This window comes from Shewanella sp. AC34-MNA-CIBAN-0136 (assembly GCF_040309945.1).
In the GTDB taxonomy this organism is placed as follows: Bacteria; Pseudomonadota; Gammaproteobacteria; order Enterobacterales; family Shewanellaceae; genus Shewanella.
This window is the reverse complement of record NZ_JBEOPJ010000022.1, coordinates 41,180-60,350: the sequence shown is the minus strand read 5'-3', so window position 1 is coordinate 60,350 and position 19,171 is coordinate 41,180. Positions and strand designations below refer to the sequence as shown.

Here is a 19,171-nt window from a genome sequence, read left to right as displayed (position 1 = left end):
AAAATGAGTATCGTCATATTGCTAGTTATAGCGATCATTGTCCTCTTTGGCGTGCGTAATATCAGGATGCAATTTATTACGCGTCCAGTATTTTCGTTTTTCAAAAAAGTATTGCCTCCTTTGTCGAGTACCGAGAAAGAAGCAATGGAAGCGGGTGATGTTTGGTGGGAAGGTGAGTTATTCCGCGGAAAGCCAAACTGGAATACCTTACACAGCTACGGTAAACCAACGTTAAGCGCTGAAGAACAAGACTTTATTGATAATCAAGTTCAAACCGCATTAACCATGATCGACGATTTTGATATCGTCCATAATCGCAAAGATCTCCCGCCAGAGTTATGGCAATACTTTAAAGAACAAGGTTTCTTTGCGTTAATCATTCCTAAAAAGTACGGTGGACGCGAGTTTTCTGCTTATGCAAACTCAACGATTGTAGCCAAAATAGCCACGCGTAGTGTCAGTGCTGCCGTGACCGTAATGGTACCTAACTCTTTAGGCCCTGGAGAGTTGTTGACCCATTATGGTACTCAAGAGCAAAAGGAGCGTTGGTTACCTTCACTTGCTGTTGGTAAAGACATTCCCTGTTTCGCGCTCACGGGCCCAGAAGCGGGCAGTGATGCTGGTGCGATACCCGATATCGGTGTTGTTTGCCTGCGCGAATTTGAAGGCGAAGAGACATTAGGTTTAAGCCTAACGTGGAACAAACGCTATATTACCTTAGCACCAGTTGCTACCGTGCTCGGTTTAGCGTTCCAAATGCGCGATCCGGACGGTTTACTCGGTGACGTTAAAAACATAGGCATTACGTGTGCGTTGATCCCAACTGACCATAAAGGTGTTGAGATTGGTCGTCGTCATAACCCATTAATGATGGCGTTTATGAACGGTACAACAAGTGGTGAAGATGTATTTATTCCATTAGATTGGATTATTGGTGGACCACAGTTTGCCGGTAAAGGCTGGCGTATGCTGGTTGAATGCTTATCTGCAGGACGTGGTATCTCATTACCTGCTCTGGCAACCGCATCAGGCCATGTCTGTACCAAAACGACCACAGCCTACAGTTACGTTCGTCAGCAGTTTGGTATGCCTATTGGTCTTTTTGAAGGCGTACAAGAAGCGATGGCGCGTATCATCGCCAATACTTACCAGCTGGAAGCTGCACGACGTTTAACCACACAAGGTATCGACTTAAAAGTTAAACCTTCAGTGGTGACCGCCATTGCAAAATACCACATGACAGAGCTAGGCCGTGATGTGTTAGAAGATGCGATGGACATCCAGTCAGGTAAAGGTATTCAATTAGGGCCTAAAAACTATTTAGGTCATGCTTATATGGCAACACCTATTTCAATTACGGTAGAAGGTGCAAACATTCTTACTCGTTCATTGATGATTTTTGGTCAAGGTGCAACCCGTTGTCATCCATATGTTTTGGCTGAAATGGAAGCCGCAGCAATGGAAGATGAAACTTCTGCATTAGATCGTTTTGATTCTTTGTTGCTAGGTCACATTGGTTATGCGATGGGTAATGCATTACGTTCATTTGGTAGTGCATTAACAGGCAGCCGTTTTGCCAGTGCACCAGTGAGTGGCCCAACGCAGCAGTATTATCGTGACATGACGCGTATCTCTTCGTCACTGGCCATTATGACTGATTTATCGATGTTAATTATGGGCGGGGACCTTAAGCGTAAAGAAATGCTTTCTGCGCGTATGGGGGATGTACTAAGTCAGTTATATCTTGCATCTGCTACGTTAAAACTGTTTGAAGACAATGGTCGTCAGCAAGATGATTTACCGGCAGTACATTATGTTATGACTGAGCGTTTACATTTAGCGGCTAAAGCGCTTAATGACGCGATTCGTAATTTCCCGAGTAAAATTGCCGCGGTATTACTACGAGTATTGATTTTCCCATTGGGTAATCACTTCAATGCGCCAAGCGATAAGTATGCGGTTGATTTAGTCAAAGGTATGCTTAAGCCTGGACCTGCTCGTGATCGCATTACTTTCCTTTGTGGAGAGTTTGAAGGTGACACTAGTGGTATTGCTGAAGTTGAAAATGCGTTCTTAGCTAAATATGCAGCGAAAGATTTGTATAAGAAACTTAAGAAGGCACAACGTAGTGGCCATGTAAAGTCTAAGCTTCCTATGCTTGAGTTATTTGACGTGGCGTTAGAGAAAGACATTATCACTGAAGCTGAGCATAAACAGCTTGTTGAGGCGGACGTATTACGTTTAGCTGCTATCAACGTGAATGACTTTGAGAAACTATAATCTCAGTTGATTAATTTGATATAGATCTTTGAAACAAATTGGCCCTGACTTTGTCGGGGCTTTTTTTATCCATCACGTTCTGGGGGTAAGCTGTTAAGCGAACAAGCGGTTGCAACGTTTAACGTCACTTTATTGCGCTATGTCGCAAGAGCTCAAAAATAACGGATAAAAAAGCCAATCCGAAGATTGGCTTTATTATTAACGAGTGTATATCACTGCATGTACGTTAGTGAATGTTACTCGTTATGCTCGGCTTGATTAAGCAACGATCAACACTTTGCAAGTGTTAGTGCCACCGATGGTTTCCATCGCGTCACCTTTAGTCATCAGTACCATATCACCACTGACTAAATAACCTCTGTTCACCATGCAATTTAATGCTTCTTTAGCTAGCTCATCGGCAGGGTACGCAGTTGAGTCAAACTCAATTGGTTGTACACCACGGTACATTGCCATGCTGGCTAATGTCTTTTGATGACGAGATAATGCAAAAATAGGTAAACCAGAGCTAATACGTGACATTAATTTAGCTGTCGCGCCAGATTCTGTTAACGAAATAATCGCTTTAACGCCAGGTAAATGGTTAGCCGCATACATGGTTGAAAGGGCAATCGTTTCTTCAACAGAAGAGAAGCGTTGATCCATGCGGTGCTTAGACACATTGACACTTGGGTGTAATTCAGCGCCTAAACAAACGTTAGCCATTGCCATAACGGTTTCTTCAGGGAAGTCACCAGCGGCAGTTTCTGCTGAAAGCATTACCGCATCAGTACCGTCTAACACTGCGTTAGCCACGTCCATTACTTCTGCACGTGTTGGCATTGGGCTGGTAATCATCGACTCCATCATTTGGGTCGCAGTGATCACAGCTTTGTTGAGTTGACGCGAGCGTTCAATTAGGCGTTTTTGTACGGCAACAAGTGCAGCATCACCAATTTCGACACCCAAATCACCACGAGCAACCATGACTACATCTGATGCGCGGATAACATCATCCATTGCTTCATCGCTTTCAACGGCTTCAGCACGTTCAACTTTAGCGACAATTAGCGCTTTACTGCCGGCTTCAAGTGCTAACGCACGTGCTAGATCAAGATCAGCACCAGTACGTGGGAATGATACGGCTAAGAAATCAACATCAATTAAGGCTGCAGTTTTAATATCTGCCATGTCTTTTTCAGTTAGGGCCGGAGCGGTTAAGCCGCCACCTTTCTTATTAATGCCTTTGTTATTCGATAACGGGCCAGCTACAGTAACCGTTGTGAAGACTTTGTGGCCTTCAACACGGTCAACTCTTAACTGCACTCGACCATCATCAAGCATTAGTATATCGCCAATGACTACATCATTAGGCAATTGCTTGTAATCAATACCAACTTGTTTATCATCGCCTTCGCCTTTTGCTAAGTCAGCATCAAGAATAAAGCTATCATCTAAGTTAAGTTTGATTTTTTGGTTATCTTTGAAGGTAGAAATACGTATTTTAGGACCTTGTAAGTCACCTAAAATAGCGACATGCTTGCCCAATTCTTTAGCGATTCTACGTGTATCTGTAGCACGTTTTAAATGATCTTCTGGTGAACCATGTGAGAAGTTAAGTCTAACAACGTTAGCTCCTGCGGCGATAATTTTACGCAAATTGTCATCGCGGTCAGTTGCTGGTCCAAGTGTAGTAACGATTTTAGTTCTGCGGAACATAAGATACTCCGTTAATGATAAGAAAGATTTTTTGTTAAATTGAATTTGGTTATTTAAAGTACTTAAACAATCTTAGCACTTAAATGATGTAACTATATTAACAGACATTCTGGGAAAATGTAGTAAAGTTACCAACAAAATGATCGTTTTTAATATGTAATTTATGTGACAGATTAGCGATTTTTATAATAAAAAAGGCCAAACAGACTAAACCGTTTGGCCTTAAGAACAATATTTGATAGCTGTCGATGAGATTTTACGCGATCAAACATAACTGAATTGTGTAATTATTTACCAGTTATCTTGAAAGCTTCATGCAAAGTTATCACTTTATAGAGTATAGACTCTATCTTTATGCAGCCTAAAACAAACAATTTACGCAGTTAAATAATCCATAAGATATGTTTATTTAACCGCCCATCAATTTAGATGGTTAAATCCTTGTTCACACGAGATTCTTTCAACACTTCTTTTACACGTTTTAAATTATCACGGAAACGAGGGCCGCGGCGTAAGGTAAAGCCTGTTGCCAACACATCTATAGTAACCAATTGCGCTAAGCGCGATGCCATCGGTAAATACATGTCGGTGTCTTCGGGCACTTCCATCGTTACAGGCAATGTACACTCATAAGACAATGGTGAGTTACGGGCGGTAATACCAATCACAGCAGCGCCGTTTTCACGTGCAATACGAGCTATTTCAATCAGTGATTTAGTCCGGCCAGTATGCGAAATCAATACGACTACGTCGCCTTCATTACAGTTAATACAGCTCATTCGCTGCATTAACACGTCATCGAAGCATATTACTGGTACATTAAAACGAAAGAACTTGTTTTGCGCATCGTGGGCTACAGACGCTGATGCACCAAGGCCAAAAAACGAAATAGTCTTGGCTTGAGTGAGAATATCGACTGCTTTATTTATCGCTGATGTATCTAAACTTTGACGGGCAGTATCGAGCGATGCCATTGAAGATTCGAAGATTTTTGTTGTGTACGACTCAGGCGTATCATCTTCTTCAACATGTCGACTAACATAAGGTGTACCGTTAGCAAGACTTTGAGCCAAATGTAACTTAAAATCAGGGAACCCTTTTGTGTCTAATCGACGACAAAATCGGTTAACAGTTGGTTCACTAACATCAGCCATTTTGGCTAATGTGGCAATACTTGAATGTATAGCTGTTTGCGGTGAGGCTAATATGACTTCGGCAACTTTACGTTCCGATTTACTAAATTGGGTAAGGCTTTTTTGAACCTTTTCAAGGGTATTCATAAGCAAGCATCCGCTAAAAAGTAGCTAAAAGTAGGTAATGTAATTTTATATCATAACTTACAGGAATTACGTGATTTAAGTTATTTATTTACCTTTGACAGTAATCTGTAGTTATTTTTCAAGACATAGATCACGGTTGAATGGTTCTCAAGCCTTGTAATTGGTAGAAAATCATAGCAGATAATAGATACACATGACTAGATTAACAACAATAGAATAAATGCAAATTAAAGATGCAATATTTAAATTCTGTTGTTATATTACAACAAAAGTGTGTTTTTATTCATCGACCGAATTCGAACATGACACACACATATTATTAGGAGAGCTTTCAGCAATGGGCAAATCAATTGGAGCCAAGGCTTGCGACTTCGTACTTTTCGGTACAAAAGGCGATTTAGCTAGGCGTAAATTATTACCTTCTCTATATCAGCTAGATAAAGCAGAATTACTTGATAAAGAAACCAAGGTAATCGGTGTAGCAAAAGACGCATTCACTCAAGAAGAGTTTATCGCCCTCGTTACTAAAGCACTAAATACATTTGTTAAAGACGAACTTTGCCCAACAACGTTAGCGCGCTTCCTCAGTCGTTGTCATTATATCGGTACTAATTTTACAGATCCTGAAGGCTACAGTGCCTTCCACGATTTACTTGAACCAAGTAAACGCGTCATGGTGAACTACTTCGCGACACCTCCTTCGATTTTCGGTGCCATCTGCCGTTGTTTACATGCACAAGACCTTATTCAATCTGATACCCGTGTTGTGCTGGAAAAGCCAATTGGTACCGATTTAGAATCATCGCATGTGATTAATGACCAAGTTGCCGAGTTCTTTAATGAGAACCAGGTTTACCGCATAGACCATTACTTAGGTAAAGAAACAGTACAAAACTTGATTGCTTTGCGTTTTGCTAACTCATTGTTTGCCTCTAAGTGGGATAATCGCACGATTGATCATGTCCAGATTACTGTAGCTGAAGAAGTGGGTATTGAAGGGCGCTGGGGCTACTTTGATGGCGCAGGCCAAATGCGTGACATGATCCAAAACCATTTACTACAAGTGTTAACTTTGGTTGCGATGGATCCTCCAGTTAATTTAGACGCTGACAGTATTCGTGATGAAAAAGTAAAAGTACTCAAGTCACTGCGTCCAATTAACCAAGACAATGTGTATGAAAATACCGTTCGTGGTCAATACAGTGCGGGTTTCTTAAAAGGCTCGCCTGTTCCTGGTTATCTCGAAGAAGAAGATGCCAATACACAATCAAACACCGAAACCTTTGTGGCACTTCGTGTTGATATTGATAATTGGCGTTGGGCTGGTGTGCCATTCTATTTACGTAGTGGCAAGCGTATGCCGTTCAAGAGCAGTGAAATTGTGGTGTATTTTAAAAACCCACCGCATAACTTGTACCGAGCAAGCTTACGTAATCTGCCACCAAACAAATTGACCATCCGCTTACAACCTCATGAAGGGGTTGAAATTCAGATGATGAACAAAGTTCCTGGTCTTGAGCAAAAGCAACGTCTACAAACGACCAAGCTTGATTTAAGTTTCAGTGACACTTTTAAAAACGAACGTATTGCAGATGCATATGAACGTTTGTTATTAGAAGCGATGCTTGGTAATCAAGCGCTGTTTGTGCGTCGTGATGAAGTTGAGCAAGCGTGGAAATGGGTCGATGGCATCATTCAGTCTTGGGAACAAAGTGGCGAAAGGCCTAAGCCTTATCCTTGTGGAACATGGGGACCTGTGGCATCGGTTGCATTGATAACCAAAGATGGTCGTTCTTGGGACGAGTAGGGAGCTTACATGATTAAAGATACTGTATTTAAATCGTTCGACACTCCAGCTGATTTAGAAGCTAAATTAGCCGACAAAATTGCGAAGCAATTACAAGATGCTGTCGACACTCGTGGCAAAGCCAGCTTAGTGGTATCGGGTGGTTCAACACCGTTGAAATTATTTGAGCTATTAAGCCATAAGCTCGTCGACTGGAGTGATGTTTATATCACTTTGGCTGATGAACGTTGGGTTGGCTCTGATGAAAAAGATTCAAATGAAAGATTGGTTCGCGAGCATTTATTGCAAAACCGTGCTGCCAGTGGAAAGTTTCGTGGTTTAAAAAATATGTTCGCAACCCCTGAAGCCGGTTGCGATATGACCAGCGAATCATTGGCTAATTTCCCGCGTCCGTTTGATGTGGTGATATTGGGGATGGGTACTGATGGGCATACTTGTTCGTGGTTCCCTTGCAGCGCAGAACTTGATAATGCATTAACCACTAAAGCTTTGTGTGTTGCGGTCAATCCGACTACGGCTCCACATGCACGTATCACTTTGTCTAAAGATGCCATTTTAAATAGTCGTCAGATTTATTTGCATCTTGTCGGAGAACCAAAATTAACTGTTTATCATCAGGCTCTTGAGAATGATGATGTTACCCAAATGCCCATTAGAGCCGTATTAGCGCAGCGTAAAACGCCCGTTGATGTGTTCTATAGCGCGTAAGGAGTTTTACCATGCACTCAGTAGTACAAGCCGTCACCGATAGAATTATCGCACGCAGTAAACAGTCTCGTTCAACGTATTTAACGGCCTTAAACGATGCCAAAGCCAAAGGTGTTCATCGTAGCGCCCTAAGTTGTGGCAATTTGGCTCATGGATTCGCGGCCTGTCAGCCAGCGGACAAAGACTCTTTACGTCAACTGACGAAAGCCAATATTGGTATCGTAACCGCATTTAACGACATGTTGTCAGCGCATCAACCCTACGAAACCTATCCAAATATGCTTAAGCAAGCATGTGTGGACGTAGGCAGTGTGGCGCAGGTTGCTGCCGGTGTTCCTGCTATGTGTGACGGCGTGACCCAAGGTCAGCCGGGCATGGAGTTAAGTCTACTGAGTCGTGAAGTCATTGCGATGTCTACTGCGATAGGTTTATCGCACAACATGTTTGATGGCGCGTTACTGCTGGGTATTTGCGACAAAATCGTCCCGGGTTTATTAATTGGCGCGTTAAGTTTTGGTCATTTGCCGATGCTATTTGTGCCTGCTGGGCCAATGAAGTCGGGTATTCCAAACAAAGAGAAAGCACGTATTCGTCAACAATTTGCTCAAGGGCAAGTTGATCGTGCTGTACTGCTTGAAGCTGAAGCTAAGTCATATCATAGCGCTGGCACTTGTACTTTCTATGGTACGGCTAACTCTAACCAGTTAATGCTTGAAATTATGGGCTTACAATTACCTGGTTCATCGTTTGTTAATCCTGACGATCCATTACGTGATGAATTGAGCAAAATGGCCGCTAAACAAGTTTGTCGTTTAACGTCAATGGGCACTCAGTACACACCAATTGGTGAAGTGGTATCTGAAAAGTCAGTAGTGAACGGCATTGTGGGTATTCTTGCGACAGGTGGTTCAACTAACTTAACCATGCATATTGTCGCAGCAGCTCGCGCCGCAGGCATTATCGTTAATTGGGATGATTTTTCTGATTTATCTGATGCAGTACCATTATTAGCCCGCGTATATCCAAATGGTCATGCCGATATTAATCACTTCCACGCTGCTGGCGGCATGGCATTGTTGATTAAAGAGTTACTTGATGGCGGTTTATTGCATGAAGATGTCAATACCGTTGCTGGTTACGGCTTGCGTCGTTATACCCAAGAACCTCGTTTGCTTGATGGCGAACTTAAGTGGGTTGATGGTGTGACGGAAAGCTTAGACAAAGAAGTATTAACCCACCTTGCTACACCGTTTCAAAGCAATGGCGGCTTGAAATTATTGAAAGGTAATTTAGGCCGTGCGGTGATTAAAGTGTCTGCAGTACCTGATAATAATCGTGTGATTGAAGGTCCTGCGATTGTGATTGATGATCAAAACAAACTCGACGCACTATTTCAGGCAGGCGAGCTTGACAGAGATTGTGTTGTGGTTGTTCGAGGTCAAGGCCCTAAAGCTAATGGTATGCCTGAGCTTCATAAGCTCACACCTTATTTAGGCACCTTACAAGACAAAGGTTTCAAAGTGGCGTTGGTCACCGATGGCCGTATGTCTGGAGCCTCTGGTAAGGTTCCTGCTGCAATTCATTTAACCCCAGAAGCACTTGATGGTGGTCTGATTGCCAAAGTTGAAAACGGCGATGTGATTCGTGTTGATGCGACAACGGGTGAATTAACCCTGTTTGTAGACGAGAAAACACTTGCAAGTCGAACTGCAGGTAAAGTGGATTTGCATCATTCAAGTTATGGCATGGGCCGTGAATTGTTTGGCGCGCTTCGACGTAGTTTAAGCAGCCCTGAAACAGGTGCTCGCAGTACTAACGCTATTGATGAATTATATTAAAAATAAAAGGAAGTCGGTAATATGATTGAGCCTAATAACTGGTTGCTTCAACCACATGACGTGTTTAAACGCAGCCCGGTAGTTCCGGTCATGGTCATTAATAAAATTGAACATGCTGTGCCTTTAGCAAAAGCCTTAGTGGCTGGCGGTATTAGTGTACTTGAAGTTACGCTTCGTACACCTTGCGCCCTTGAAGCGATTGCAAAGATTGCTAAAGAAGTACCTGAAGCACTTGTTGGTGCAGGGACTATTTTAAATGAAGCTCAGCTAAACCAAGCGGTTGCTGCTGGTTCACAGTTTATTATCACTCCTGGTGCAACGGTTGATTTACTAAAAGCCGCCAAGAAAGGTACTGTGCCATTGATTCCTGGTGTGGCTAGTATTTCTGAGATCATGGTGGGTATGGAGTTGGGTTACACTCACTTCAAGTTTTTCCCAGCAGAAGCTTCTGGTGGCGTCAATGCACTGAAATCATTCTCTGGCCCATTGTCTGATATTCGTTTCTGTCCAACAGGCGGTATTAGCCCTGCGACTTATAAAGATTACTTAGCACTATCAAATGTTGATTGTATTGGCGGTAGCTGGATAGCACCGACTGATGCAGTAGACAACGAAGAGTGGGATCGCATTACCCAACTGTGTAAAGAAGCGCTTGCTGCACTGTAATCTCTTTATTGTGTGATGATTCAAAAACCAGCATCTGCTGGTTTTTTTATATGTATTTACTGGTGTTTTATTAGAAACCGTATAATGTTTAGCACATTGATGCAGCTTACTAAAATACTCATTAATCACTAATCACTAATCATTAATCACTAATCATTAATCATTAATCATTAATCATTAATCATTATGATATGTGAGATAAACTTTTCATAGCAGCACCATTCATCGCGATTCCATAAAATGATGATGAATGATTTAACACAAATTTATTGATGCTTTAAGTCGATAACAAAGCAAGTTCATTCATATTAAGAGGTATTCTCCATGCTTTATGATTTAACGGTTGTACAATTTAGTAAAATGCTTAATAACCTAAGTGCAATCCTTGTCAAAGGTGAAGGCTTTGCAGAAGCTAAAAAAATTGAAATGTCGGTGTTACTTAATTCACGTTTAGCGCCTGATCAATTTAACTTAACTCGCCAAGTGCAAATTGCGTGCGATACAGCCAAATTAGCCGTCGCGCGTTTAACTGGCCAAGAAGATAGTGCGCCAAAACATGAAGATAATGAGACGACATTAGCGGAGTTACAAACTCGTATCGCTTCTGTTGTCGATTATTTAGCCACATTTACAGCCGAAGACTTTGCTGGTGCAGAAACGCGTAAAATTACTCATCGTCGTTGGGAAGATAAATATCTTACTGGGCGTGATTTCGCTTTTGAACATGCCATTCCTAATATTTATTTCCATGTGACAACTACCTATGCAATTTTGCGTCATAATGGTGTTGAAGTGGGCAAAAAAGACTACTTAGGTGCAATGCCATTTAAGTCGTAACCAACAAAACACTTATCCATTGATAGCACCATTTTATATGGCTAGAATAAAACCAGCATTAGCTGGTTTTTTGTTATCTACCTAAAAATGAATCTACCACAGTCAGGTATTTATCGTAAGTCATGACACCTTGGAGCCACAAAGCGGTTAATCGACCTAAGCCTGAAATAGACAATATCGATCCGCCATTAAGCTTGTTATCCCACATTATGTTTCTATCATGATAATAATGTCTTTATAGACCTACAGCATTCAATGACCGGAGTGAGTATGAAAACAATCGGTATGATAGGTGGTATGAGTTGGGAGTCGACACTCAATTACTACAAAGCCATTAATCAAGGCGTGAAGTCTGCTCTAGGCGGACTGCATTCAGCCAAGATTTGTTTATACAGTGTTGATTTTGCTGAAATAGAAACCCTACAACATAAGGGGTTGTGGAATGACACTGCTATTCACTTATCGACTGCAGCGAAAGCGGTTGAAGCTGGCGGGGCAGATTTTTTGTTGATTTGTACCAATACCATGCACAAAGTGGCTGATGAGGTCCAAGCACAAATCTCTATACCCATTTTGCATATTGCTGATGCCACTGCTGAGGTGTTGTTAGCCGATGGGATCAGTAAAGTCGGCTTACTCGGCACGCGCTTTACCATGGAACAGGACTTTTATAAGCAGCGGATAAACGATAACTATCCCATTGAAGTACTAGTACCTTCATCAGACGAGCAAACATTAATCCATGACGTGATATATCAAGAGTTATGTCTGGGCACGATTAATCCGCAATCACGGCAATGCTATCTTGGTATTATTGATAAATTATATGCACAAGGAGCTGAGGCGGTAATTTTAGGTTGTACTGAAATAGCCTTGCTAGTGCAGCAGCAACATACCCATGTTCCTTTGTATGATACGACTCAAATACATGCCAATAAGGCCGTTATGCTGGCATTAGCTCAGTAGACAGTTTTCGAGATAATCAACAGATTGTAAACGACACTTTACTCCGCTAGCCGTGTTGATTTGAAACAGACTCGTTTTCGGATGCATGTTTAAGACATAAAAAACGCCTTACAATATGGTAAGGCGTAATGTTAAAAGCTTACTGCTTATTATCGAATCGACTAGTCTTTATAAGCTCGGCCATAGAAGCTGTCTAATAACACTTGTTTTAGCTCTTTAATCAACGGGTAACGTGGATTGGCGCCAGTACACTGATCATCAAATGCATCTTCAGCCAGTTCATCCAGTTTGGCGATAAAATCTGCTTCATTAACGCCAGCATCTTGAATTGATGCAGGAATACCAATAGTTGTTTTTAGCTGTTCGATTTTCTCAATCAGTTTTTCAACTTTTTGAGCATCCGTTTTACCGCCTAGCTTTAAATAATCTGCAATGGCCGCATAACGACATAAGGCTTTAGGGCGGTCGTATTGACTAAATGCTGCTTGCTTGGTGGGCATATCTGTCGCGTTAAAGCGGATCACGTTAGAGATTAATAATGCATTAGCCAAACCATGAGCTAAGTGAAACTCAGCACCTAATTTGTGCGCCATTGAGTGACAAACGCCTAAGAATGCATTGGCAAAAGCAATACCGGCTATGGTGGCACCATTATGGACTTTTTCACGAGCAACGGGTGCTTTAGCACCAAATTCATAAGAGTCCGGTAGGTACTTAAATAATAGGTCTAATGCCTGCAGTGCTTGGCCATCACTGTATTCGTTTGCCATCACGCTCACATAAGCTTCTAACGCATGTGTGACAGCATCAATACCACCAAAAGCGGTCAGTGATTTTGGCATGTCCATGACTAAGTTAGGATCGACAATCGCCATATTTGGGGTTAATTGATAGTCCGCAATAGGGTATTTCTTTCCGGTTACTTCATCGGTTACCACGGCAAAAGGAGTCACTTCTGATCCAGTACCTGAGGTTGTCGGAATGGCAACCATTTGAGCTTTAACGCCCATCTTAGGAAATTTATAAATACGTTTACGAATATCCATGAAACGCAGCGCTAGATCGGCAAAATCAACTTCAGGATGTTCGTACATAACCCAAATGATTTTCGCAGCATCCATTGGCGAACCACCGCCTAATGCAATAATCACATCAGGTTGGAAGCTTTGCGCAACTTTAGCGCCTTGGCGCACAATGGCTAAGGTTGGGTCAGCTTCTACTTCATAAAAAATTTCGGTTTCAAGCCCCTGTGCTTTCAGAATTTTTAAGGTTTCATTACAGTAACCGTTATTAAATAAAAACTTGTCAGTGATGATCAGCGCGCGTTTTTTATCACTTAACTCTTCAAGTGCTATTGGTAAGCTACCGCGACGGAAATAAATAGATGATGGAAGCTTATGCCACAACATGTTTTCAGCCCTCTTAGCGACCATTTTTTTATTGATTAAGTGACTTGGTCCGACGTTCTCAGAAATTGAATTACCGCCCCATGAACCACAACCTAGTGTTAATGATGGGGCTAACTTGAAGTTATATAAGTCACCAATACCACCTTGAGAAGCAGGAGTGTTAATCAAAATACGGGCTGTTTTCATTCTAAAACCAAAGGCTTTAACGCGCTCATCCTGGGTGTCTTGATTGGTATATAAACCAGATGTATGACCAATACCGCCCAAGGTAACTAAGGCTTCCGCTTTGTCCATTGCCTCATTAAAGTCTTTTGCTTTATACATCCCTAATAACGGAGATAATTTCTCGTGAGCAAAGGCTTCAGCATCATCAATATCAGTCACTTCACCAATAAGCACTTTGGTGGTACTAGGCACTTCAAAACCTGCCATTGCGGCTATCGCAACAGCACTCTGGCCTACGATATCGGCATTAAGGCCACCGTTTTTAAGGATGACACTTTGCATTGCCGCAGTTTCCGCTTTAGACAGAATATGACCACCGTGACTGATAAAACGCTCTTTAACTTGCTTATAAATGCTGTCGACTACAATCACCGCTTGTTCAGAAGCACATACCACACCATTGTCAAAGGTCTTTGACATTAATATAGAGCTTACCGCGCGTTTGATGTCTGCTGTTTCATCGATAACAATAGGTGTATTGCCTGCGCCAACACCAATGGCTGGTTTACCTGATGAATATGCTGCTTTAACCATGCCTGGTCCACCGGTGGCTAAAATGAGGTTAACTTTTGCATGAGTCATTAACTGATTAGACAATGCAACACTAGGTTGGTCAATCCAGCCAATAATATCTTTAGGTGCACCTGCTGCAACTGCGGCATCTAATACAATTTTAGCCGCTGTAGTCGTTGAGTTTTTAGCTCTTGGGTGTGGTGAGAAAATAATGCCATTACGGGTTTTTAAGCTAATAAGCGCTTTAAAAATAGCAGTAGAAGTAGGGTTAGTTGTGGGGACAATACCGCAAATAATTCCGACCGGCTCTGCAATAGTAATGGTACCGAAGGTTAAGTCCTCAGATAAAATACCGCAGGTTTTTTCATCTTTGTATTTGTTATAAATGTATTCAGATGCGAAGTGGTTTTTAATCACTTTATCTTCTAATACACCCATGCCGGTTTCGGTTACGGCCATTTTTGCCAGAGATATGCGTGCATCTGCTGCAGCTAAAGCAGCCGCTCTAAAGATAGTATCGACTTTTTCTTGGCTAAAGTTTGCAAACTCGGCTTGAGCTTTGGCAACGCGCTCAACTAATAAATCAAGCTCTTGTGTATTGGTAACTGTCATAGTGGTTTCCTTTAAAAATATTCAACAAATCAGTTTTGCAAAATATTCTTTGTAAATAAAATTACAACTTTAATGCGCTATTTGCTGTGATGATGACCACAAATGCATAACGGAATGTAATTTTATTACAGTAATAGCTTATTTTATGAACGCTATATTTTGTTGAATATTTAACTTCCGTATGTCTAGGCATGTAAACATCACCCAAATTGGCATTAATTCATAACTAAGACCTGTTTTTAGCACCAAAGTAATGCATATATTGCGTGTTCATTCTTTATCTTGTCGCTTACCTTTAGTACGATTTTCAACTAAAAAAGCGATAATTTACAATTGTTTTACAATAGAAATAGTCTGTTTTTTGAACTTTTACATTGATGAAATAACAAATTGAATCAACTGTGTTGAAAATATTCTATTGAATTTAAATAATATTTTATAATTGGGTTGCATGTATAAGCAATCGCTAAAGCTTGTTTTGCTTATTTAATTAGAGAATTGTGATTGACATCAATATTTATAAGAGGGAATATGCTCACTGCTAGGGCATATGCTCACTCGTGGTGCGAATGTTTACTCTAGTTAGTGTAATGTGGTCACTTATCCACGTTATTTGAGTTTTGTACAACTCTACAGAATGTGATGTTGGATTTATTATTGTGGTTTCAGGTTCAGCACGCTGTAAAATATGGTTAGTTATCTGACTTGATCTGGTAAGGCGAGCATATGAACATAAATACACAATTAATAATATTCGACTGCGATGGGGTTGTGATCGACAGTGAGGTGATTAGCGCTAATGTGTTAATCGAAAAACTTGCTCAATTAGGCGCCTGCATTGATATGGCTTTTGTACAACAGCATTTTCTAGGTTGTCAATTTGCTACCGTCGCCGACAAAGTAAAGCGTTTGCTGGCACTGACATTACCTGAACAATTTGAAGCAGAATATCGTCAGCAACTATTGTCTGAGTTTGAGCGTAATTTAACCGTAACAGACGGTATTAGATCGATATTGGCAGATTTGAAAGTACCGTATTGCATAGCAACCAGCAGCAGTTTACCGCGTACAACTAGCGCATTAGAAGTAGTAGGGTTAACGGATGTGTTTGGTTTGAATGTTTTTACGGCCAGCGAAGTCAAACGAGGTAAGCCGGCACCTGATTTGTTTTTGCATGCGGCTAAACGCATGGGTGTCGAGCCACAGCATTGTTTGGTGATTGAAGATAGCTTTTTTGGCGTCAGTGCAGCTGTCGCGGCCAAAATGAAAGTGATTCATTATATTGGCGGTGGTCATATAGTCGATAACGTTAGCGATGAGTTACACCCAGTGTCACAGGCTTACCCAGAGATTGCTGTACTAAGTCATTGGCAACATTTTAAACGTCTAATGCCAGCGTTAATGCGTTGATACTGAATATAAGGGACAACATGGATAACAAGTCGAATTCAGAACTCGCGCGATTAGAGCAAGCGGCAAGAGCTGCGTGGTTATATTACGTCGCGAAGAATACTCAAGATGAAATTGCCCAAAAATTAGAAGTATCAAGACAGTCAGCGCAACGTTTAGTCGCATTAGCGGTTAGTGAAGGGTTAATTAAAGTCCGTTTAGATCACCCCATTGGTAAATGTATGGAGTTGGGCCAACAGTTAACCCAAGCTTTTAATTTATTGGAATGCGAAATTGTACCAAGCGATCCTGCTGATGACAGTTCCGTGCACGGTTTAGCGCAATGTGGTGCAGGCGTGTTAGAGCGGTACTTAAAGTCTGAACAACCTAAAACTTTAGCCTTTGGTACCGGACGAGCACTCAAAGCTTGTATCGATGAGTTACCTTCGATGCAATGTCCACAGCATAAAATAGTGTCGTTATTAGGCAACATGATGTTAGACGGTTCTGCATCAGCATTTGATATCGTAGTCAGCATGGCTAATCGAGTGCAGGCTAAGCATTACCCTATGCCATTACCCGTTATTGCGACTTCAGTAGCGGAAAAGCAGTTATTGCATGACTTAGCGCCGGTAAAAAGTATTTTTGAATTAGTTAAACAAGCAGATGCCACTTTTGTTGGTATTGGGCATATGGGCGCAGAGTCACCATTATTGCTCGATGGTTTCATTAATCAGTCACAGTTAACCGAGCTAATTAATGACAATGCCACTGGTGAAATTATCAGTTGGGTGTATAACCAGCAAGGGCAGTTACTCGAGCATTCAATGAATCAATTGGTGATGAGCTCACCGTTGAGAATTGATTCAAATAAACCTGTTTATGGCATTGCTGCTGGTCAACATAAAGTTGATGCAATATTTTCAGCATTGCAAGGTCGGTTAATTAATTCATTAATAACCAATGAATATACAGCTGAAAGAATATTAGCAAAGCTAAAGTAAATGATTAAATAAAATGATGTTTAACATTGAAATTAGATCAATAACGCGTGAATAATTTATAAAAATAATGTGAATATGAATGGGGTTATTATTTCAACTCAATAGAAATAATAAGTAGTCAGTAAAGGAGATGTAGTATCACTTTATCATCGATTTTTGGTGAGGGTTTTACTTATTCCCTAAATAGGAATATAAAAATAATGACAACAAGTCAACATGAGGCTTCATTCAAACAAATGAATGAAGAGCAGCTGCCTGTAGCTAAAAATAAATTACATGGTTGGAAACACTTTGCAGGTTTATATGCTGGGGAGCATGTTGCAGCGACGGAGTTTGTTATTGGTGCCACTTTTGTTGCTCTAGGTGCCTCAACTATTGATATATTACTTGGACTATTAATTGGTAATCTATTGGCGATGTGTTCGTGGTGGTTATTAACGGCACCTATTGCTGTTGAAACTCGACTCAGTTTATATAATTATTTAAATAAGATTGCCGGCGACTCAATGACCAAGCTCTATAACTGGGCAAATGTCGTTATCTTCTCGGTGATATCCGCAGCGATGATCACAGTATCGTCGACGGCCGTCCGTTTCTTATTCGACATTCCGGCACAATTAAATTGGTACCCTAGCAGTCTATGGTTTGTGATGATTGTATTAGCGGTAGGATCTATCGTCGTTGTCGTCGCCATGTATGGTTTCTCTACCGTGGCTGACTTTTCTAAAATTTGTGCGCCATGGTTATTTGTTATTTTTATTGCGGGTTCATTTACCTTATTTCCAGTGTTATCAAATCATGTGATTGGCAGTACCACATTAACGGGCTGGCAAGACTTCATGACCATAGGTGACAGCTCAATTTGGACTGGATTAAATGACAAAGGTGAACCCGGTATTGGTTTACTTGAAGTGATAGGCTTTGCGTGGGCAGCTAACTCAATTACTCACTTCGGTTTGATAGACATGGCTATTTTCCGCTTCGCAAAGCGTAAAAGTTATGGTTTGATTTCAGGTGTTGGCATGTTCTTCGGTCACTACTTAGCATGGATCTCTGCTGGTATTATGGGGGCAGGTACTGCTGTACTATTAAAAACTACTATTACTCAACTCGATCCAGGTGATGTTGCTTACCATGCTTTAGGTTTTTCAGGCTTTGTGATTATCATTATCGCTGGTTGGACAACGGCTAACGCGAATTTATACCGTGCAGGCCTAGCCGCGCAGTCAATCTTTGTTAATCAATCTCGTGAACGTACTACCGCCATTGTGGGTTTAGTCACTGTAGTGATAGCGTGTTTCCCATTTGTGTTTTCGCAGATGTTACCGTTACTGACGTATGCAGGTCTATTAGTTGTACCAGTGGGGGGGATTGTATTTGCTGAGCACGTGTTGTTCCCTAAAATTGGCTTAACCCGCTATTGGGCTAAGTATCAAAACCTGTCTAAAAGTACACCGGCAATTGCATCTTGGGCATTAGCGTTAGTATTTGGGTTTGGTTTAAATAGTCTTGATATTATTTCATTCTATTACTTATTTATTCCAACATGGATATTCACCATTATTATTTATACTGTATTAGCTAAAAAATATGGTGCCGATTTAGATTATACAGACGCTATATTATTAGATGAGAAAGAACAGCAACAAATTGCCGAATACCAAGATGAAATGGCTAAAGATGATAAGCCTCATGTTGAAGACTGCAGTCAGTTCACCAAGGTGTTAAATAGCTTTGCGGTTGTTTCTTTAGTGGTTATTAGCATACTGGCTGCGAAAGTGATGTTTTATAGCCCAACAATGACAATCTATGCAGAGAATAAATCTTTATTTGAAACAGTTTGTTTTGTCTGTACGATAATTTATTTTAGTTGTTCATATGTTGCTCTTAAACGACATAAAAAAATAAACTCGTAATCGCAGTATTAATAACTCAAGGC

Annotated in this window: 14 protein-coding genes; 10 read left to right on the top strand and 4 right to left on the bottom strand. The window is 41.1% G+C overall.

Annotated elements, in window-relative coordinates; genetic code table 11:
* The first annotated feature begins 3 nt into the window (after positions 1–3).
* Positions 4–2,280, top strand: coding sequence for an acyl-CoA dehydrogenase (locus AAEY94_RS18305; protein WP_350979534.1), 2,277 nt, complete (start codon positions 4–6; stop codon positions 2,278–2,280).
* A gap of 258 nt (positions 2,281–2,538) precedes the next feature.
* Here AAEY94_RS18305 and pyk read toward each other — a convergent pair whose 3' ends face one another.
* Positions 2,539–3,978, bottom strand: coding sequence for a pyruvate kinase (gene pyk, locus AAEY94_RS18300; RefSeq protein ID WP_350979532.1), 1,440 nt, complete (start codon positions 3,976–3,978; stop codon positions 2,539–2,541).
* Between the two features lie 425 nt (positions 3,979–4,403).
* Positions 4,404–5,258 (bottom strand): MurR/RpiR family transcriptional regulator, encoded by an 855-nt coding sequence (locus tag AAEY94_RS18295; RefSeq protein WP_011637353.1) that lies wholly within the window; start codon positions 5,256–5,258, stop codon positions 4,404–4,406.
* A gap of 337 nt (positions 5,259–5,595) precedes the next feature.
* Between AAEY94_RS18295 and zwf the strand changes: the two genes are divergently transcribed.
* The 5 genes from zwf to AAEY94_RS18270 all read left to right on the top strand — a co-directional run bounded on the left by zwf (position 5,596) and on the right by AAEY94_RS18270 (position 11,114).
* The gene (gene zwf, locus AAEY94_RS18290) at positions 5,596–7,065 is read left to right on the top strand and encodes a glucose-6-phosphate dehydrogenase (protein ID WP_101088392.1); all 1,470 of its coding nucleotides are present in this window, start codon (positions 5,596–5,598) and stop codon (positions 7,063–7,065) included.
* A gap of 9 nt (positions 7,066–7,074) precedes the next feature.
* A complete protein-coding gene (gene pgl, locus AAEY94_RS18285) occupies positions 7,075–7,773 on the top strand; it encodes a 6-phosphogluconolactonase (protein WP_350979529.1) in 699 nt (232 codons plus the stop codon).
* 11 nt (positions 7,774–7,784) lie between these two features.
* Positions 7,785–9,611: a phosphogluconate dehydratase gene (gene edd / locus AAEY94_RS18280; protein WP_162023032.1), complete on the top strand. Its 1,827-nt coding sequence runs from the start codon at positions 7,785–7,787 to the stop codon at positions 9,609–9,611.
* A 21-nt stretch (positions 9,612–9,632) separates the two neighbouring features.
* Entirely contained in the window at positions 9,633–10,277 is a 645-nt protein-coding gene (locus AAEY94_RS18275; RefSeq protein WP_101088389.1) for a bifunctional 4-hydroxy-2-oxoglutarate aldolase/2-dehydro-3-deoxy-phosphogluconate aldolase, read from the top strand.
* A 324-nt stretch (positions 10,278–10,601) separates the two neighbouring features.
* A complete protein-coding gene (locus AAEY94_RS18270) occupies positions 10,602–11,114 on the top strand; it encodes a DUF1993 domain-containing protein (protein ID WP_162023034.1) in 513 nt (170 codons plus the stop codon).
* A gap of 73 nt (positions 11,115–11,187) precedes the next feature.
* On the opposite strand, the gene AAEY94_RS18265 is transcribed toward AAEY94_RS18270, so the two are convergent.
* A complete protein-coding gene (locus tag AAEY94_RS18265; RefSeq protein WP_350979526.1) occupies positions 11,188–11,322 on the bottom strand; it encodes a hypothetical protein in 135 nt (44 codons plus the stop codon).
* A gap of 62 nt (positions 11,323–11,384) precedes the next feature.
* Here AAEY94_RS18265 and AAEY94_RS18260 point away from each other — a divergent pair, with 62 nt between their 5' ends.
* A complete protein-coding gene (locus tag AAEY94_RS18260) occupies positions 11,385–12,080 on the top strand; it encodes an aspartate/glutamate racemase family protein (protein WP_350979524.1) in 696 nt (231 codons plus the stop codon).
* A gap of 161 nt (positions 12,081–12,241) precedes the next feature.
* Here the strand turns inward: AAEY94_RS18260 and adhE are convergent, their stop codons facing one another.
* On the bottom strand, positions 12,242–14,839 hold the full coding sequence (gene adhE / locus AAEY94_RS18255; protein WP_101088386.1) for a bifunctional acetaldehyde-CoA/alcohol dehydrogenase: 2,598 nt from the start codon (positions 14,837–14,839) through the stop codon (positions 12,242–12,244).
* 726 nt (positions 14,840–15,565) lie between these two features.
* On the opposite strand from adhE, the gene AAEY94_RS18250 reads away from it, so the two are divergent.
* From AAEY94_RS18250 to AAEY94_RS18240, 3 genes are all read left to right on the top strand, one after another.
* The gene (locus tag AAEY94_RS18250; protein ID WP_335692319.1) at positions 15,566–16,249 is read left to right on the top strand and encodes an HAD family hydrolase; all 684 of its coding nucleotides are present in this window, start codon (positions 15,566–15,568) and stop codon (positions 16,247–16,249) included.
* Between the two features lie 20 nt (positions 16,250–16,269).
* Positions 16,270–17,232, top strand: coding sequence for a sugar-binding transcriptional regulator (locus AAEY94_RS18245; RefSeq protein WP_101088384.1), 963 nt, complete (start codon positions 16,270–16,272; stop codon positions 17,230–17,232).
* A 200-nt stretch (positions 17,233–17,432) separates the two neighbouring features.
* Positions 17,433–19,148, top strand: a complete 1,716-nt coding sequence (locus tag AAEY94_RS18240; RefSeq protein ID WP_101088383.1) for a purine-cytosine permease family protein — start codon at positions 17,433–17,435, stop codon at positions 19,146–19,148.
* The last annotated feature ends 23 nt before the right edge of the window (positions 19,149–19,171 follow it).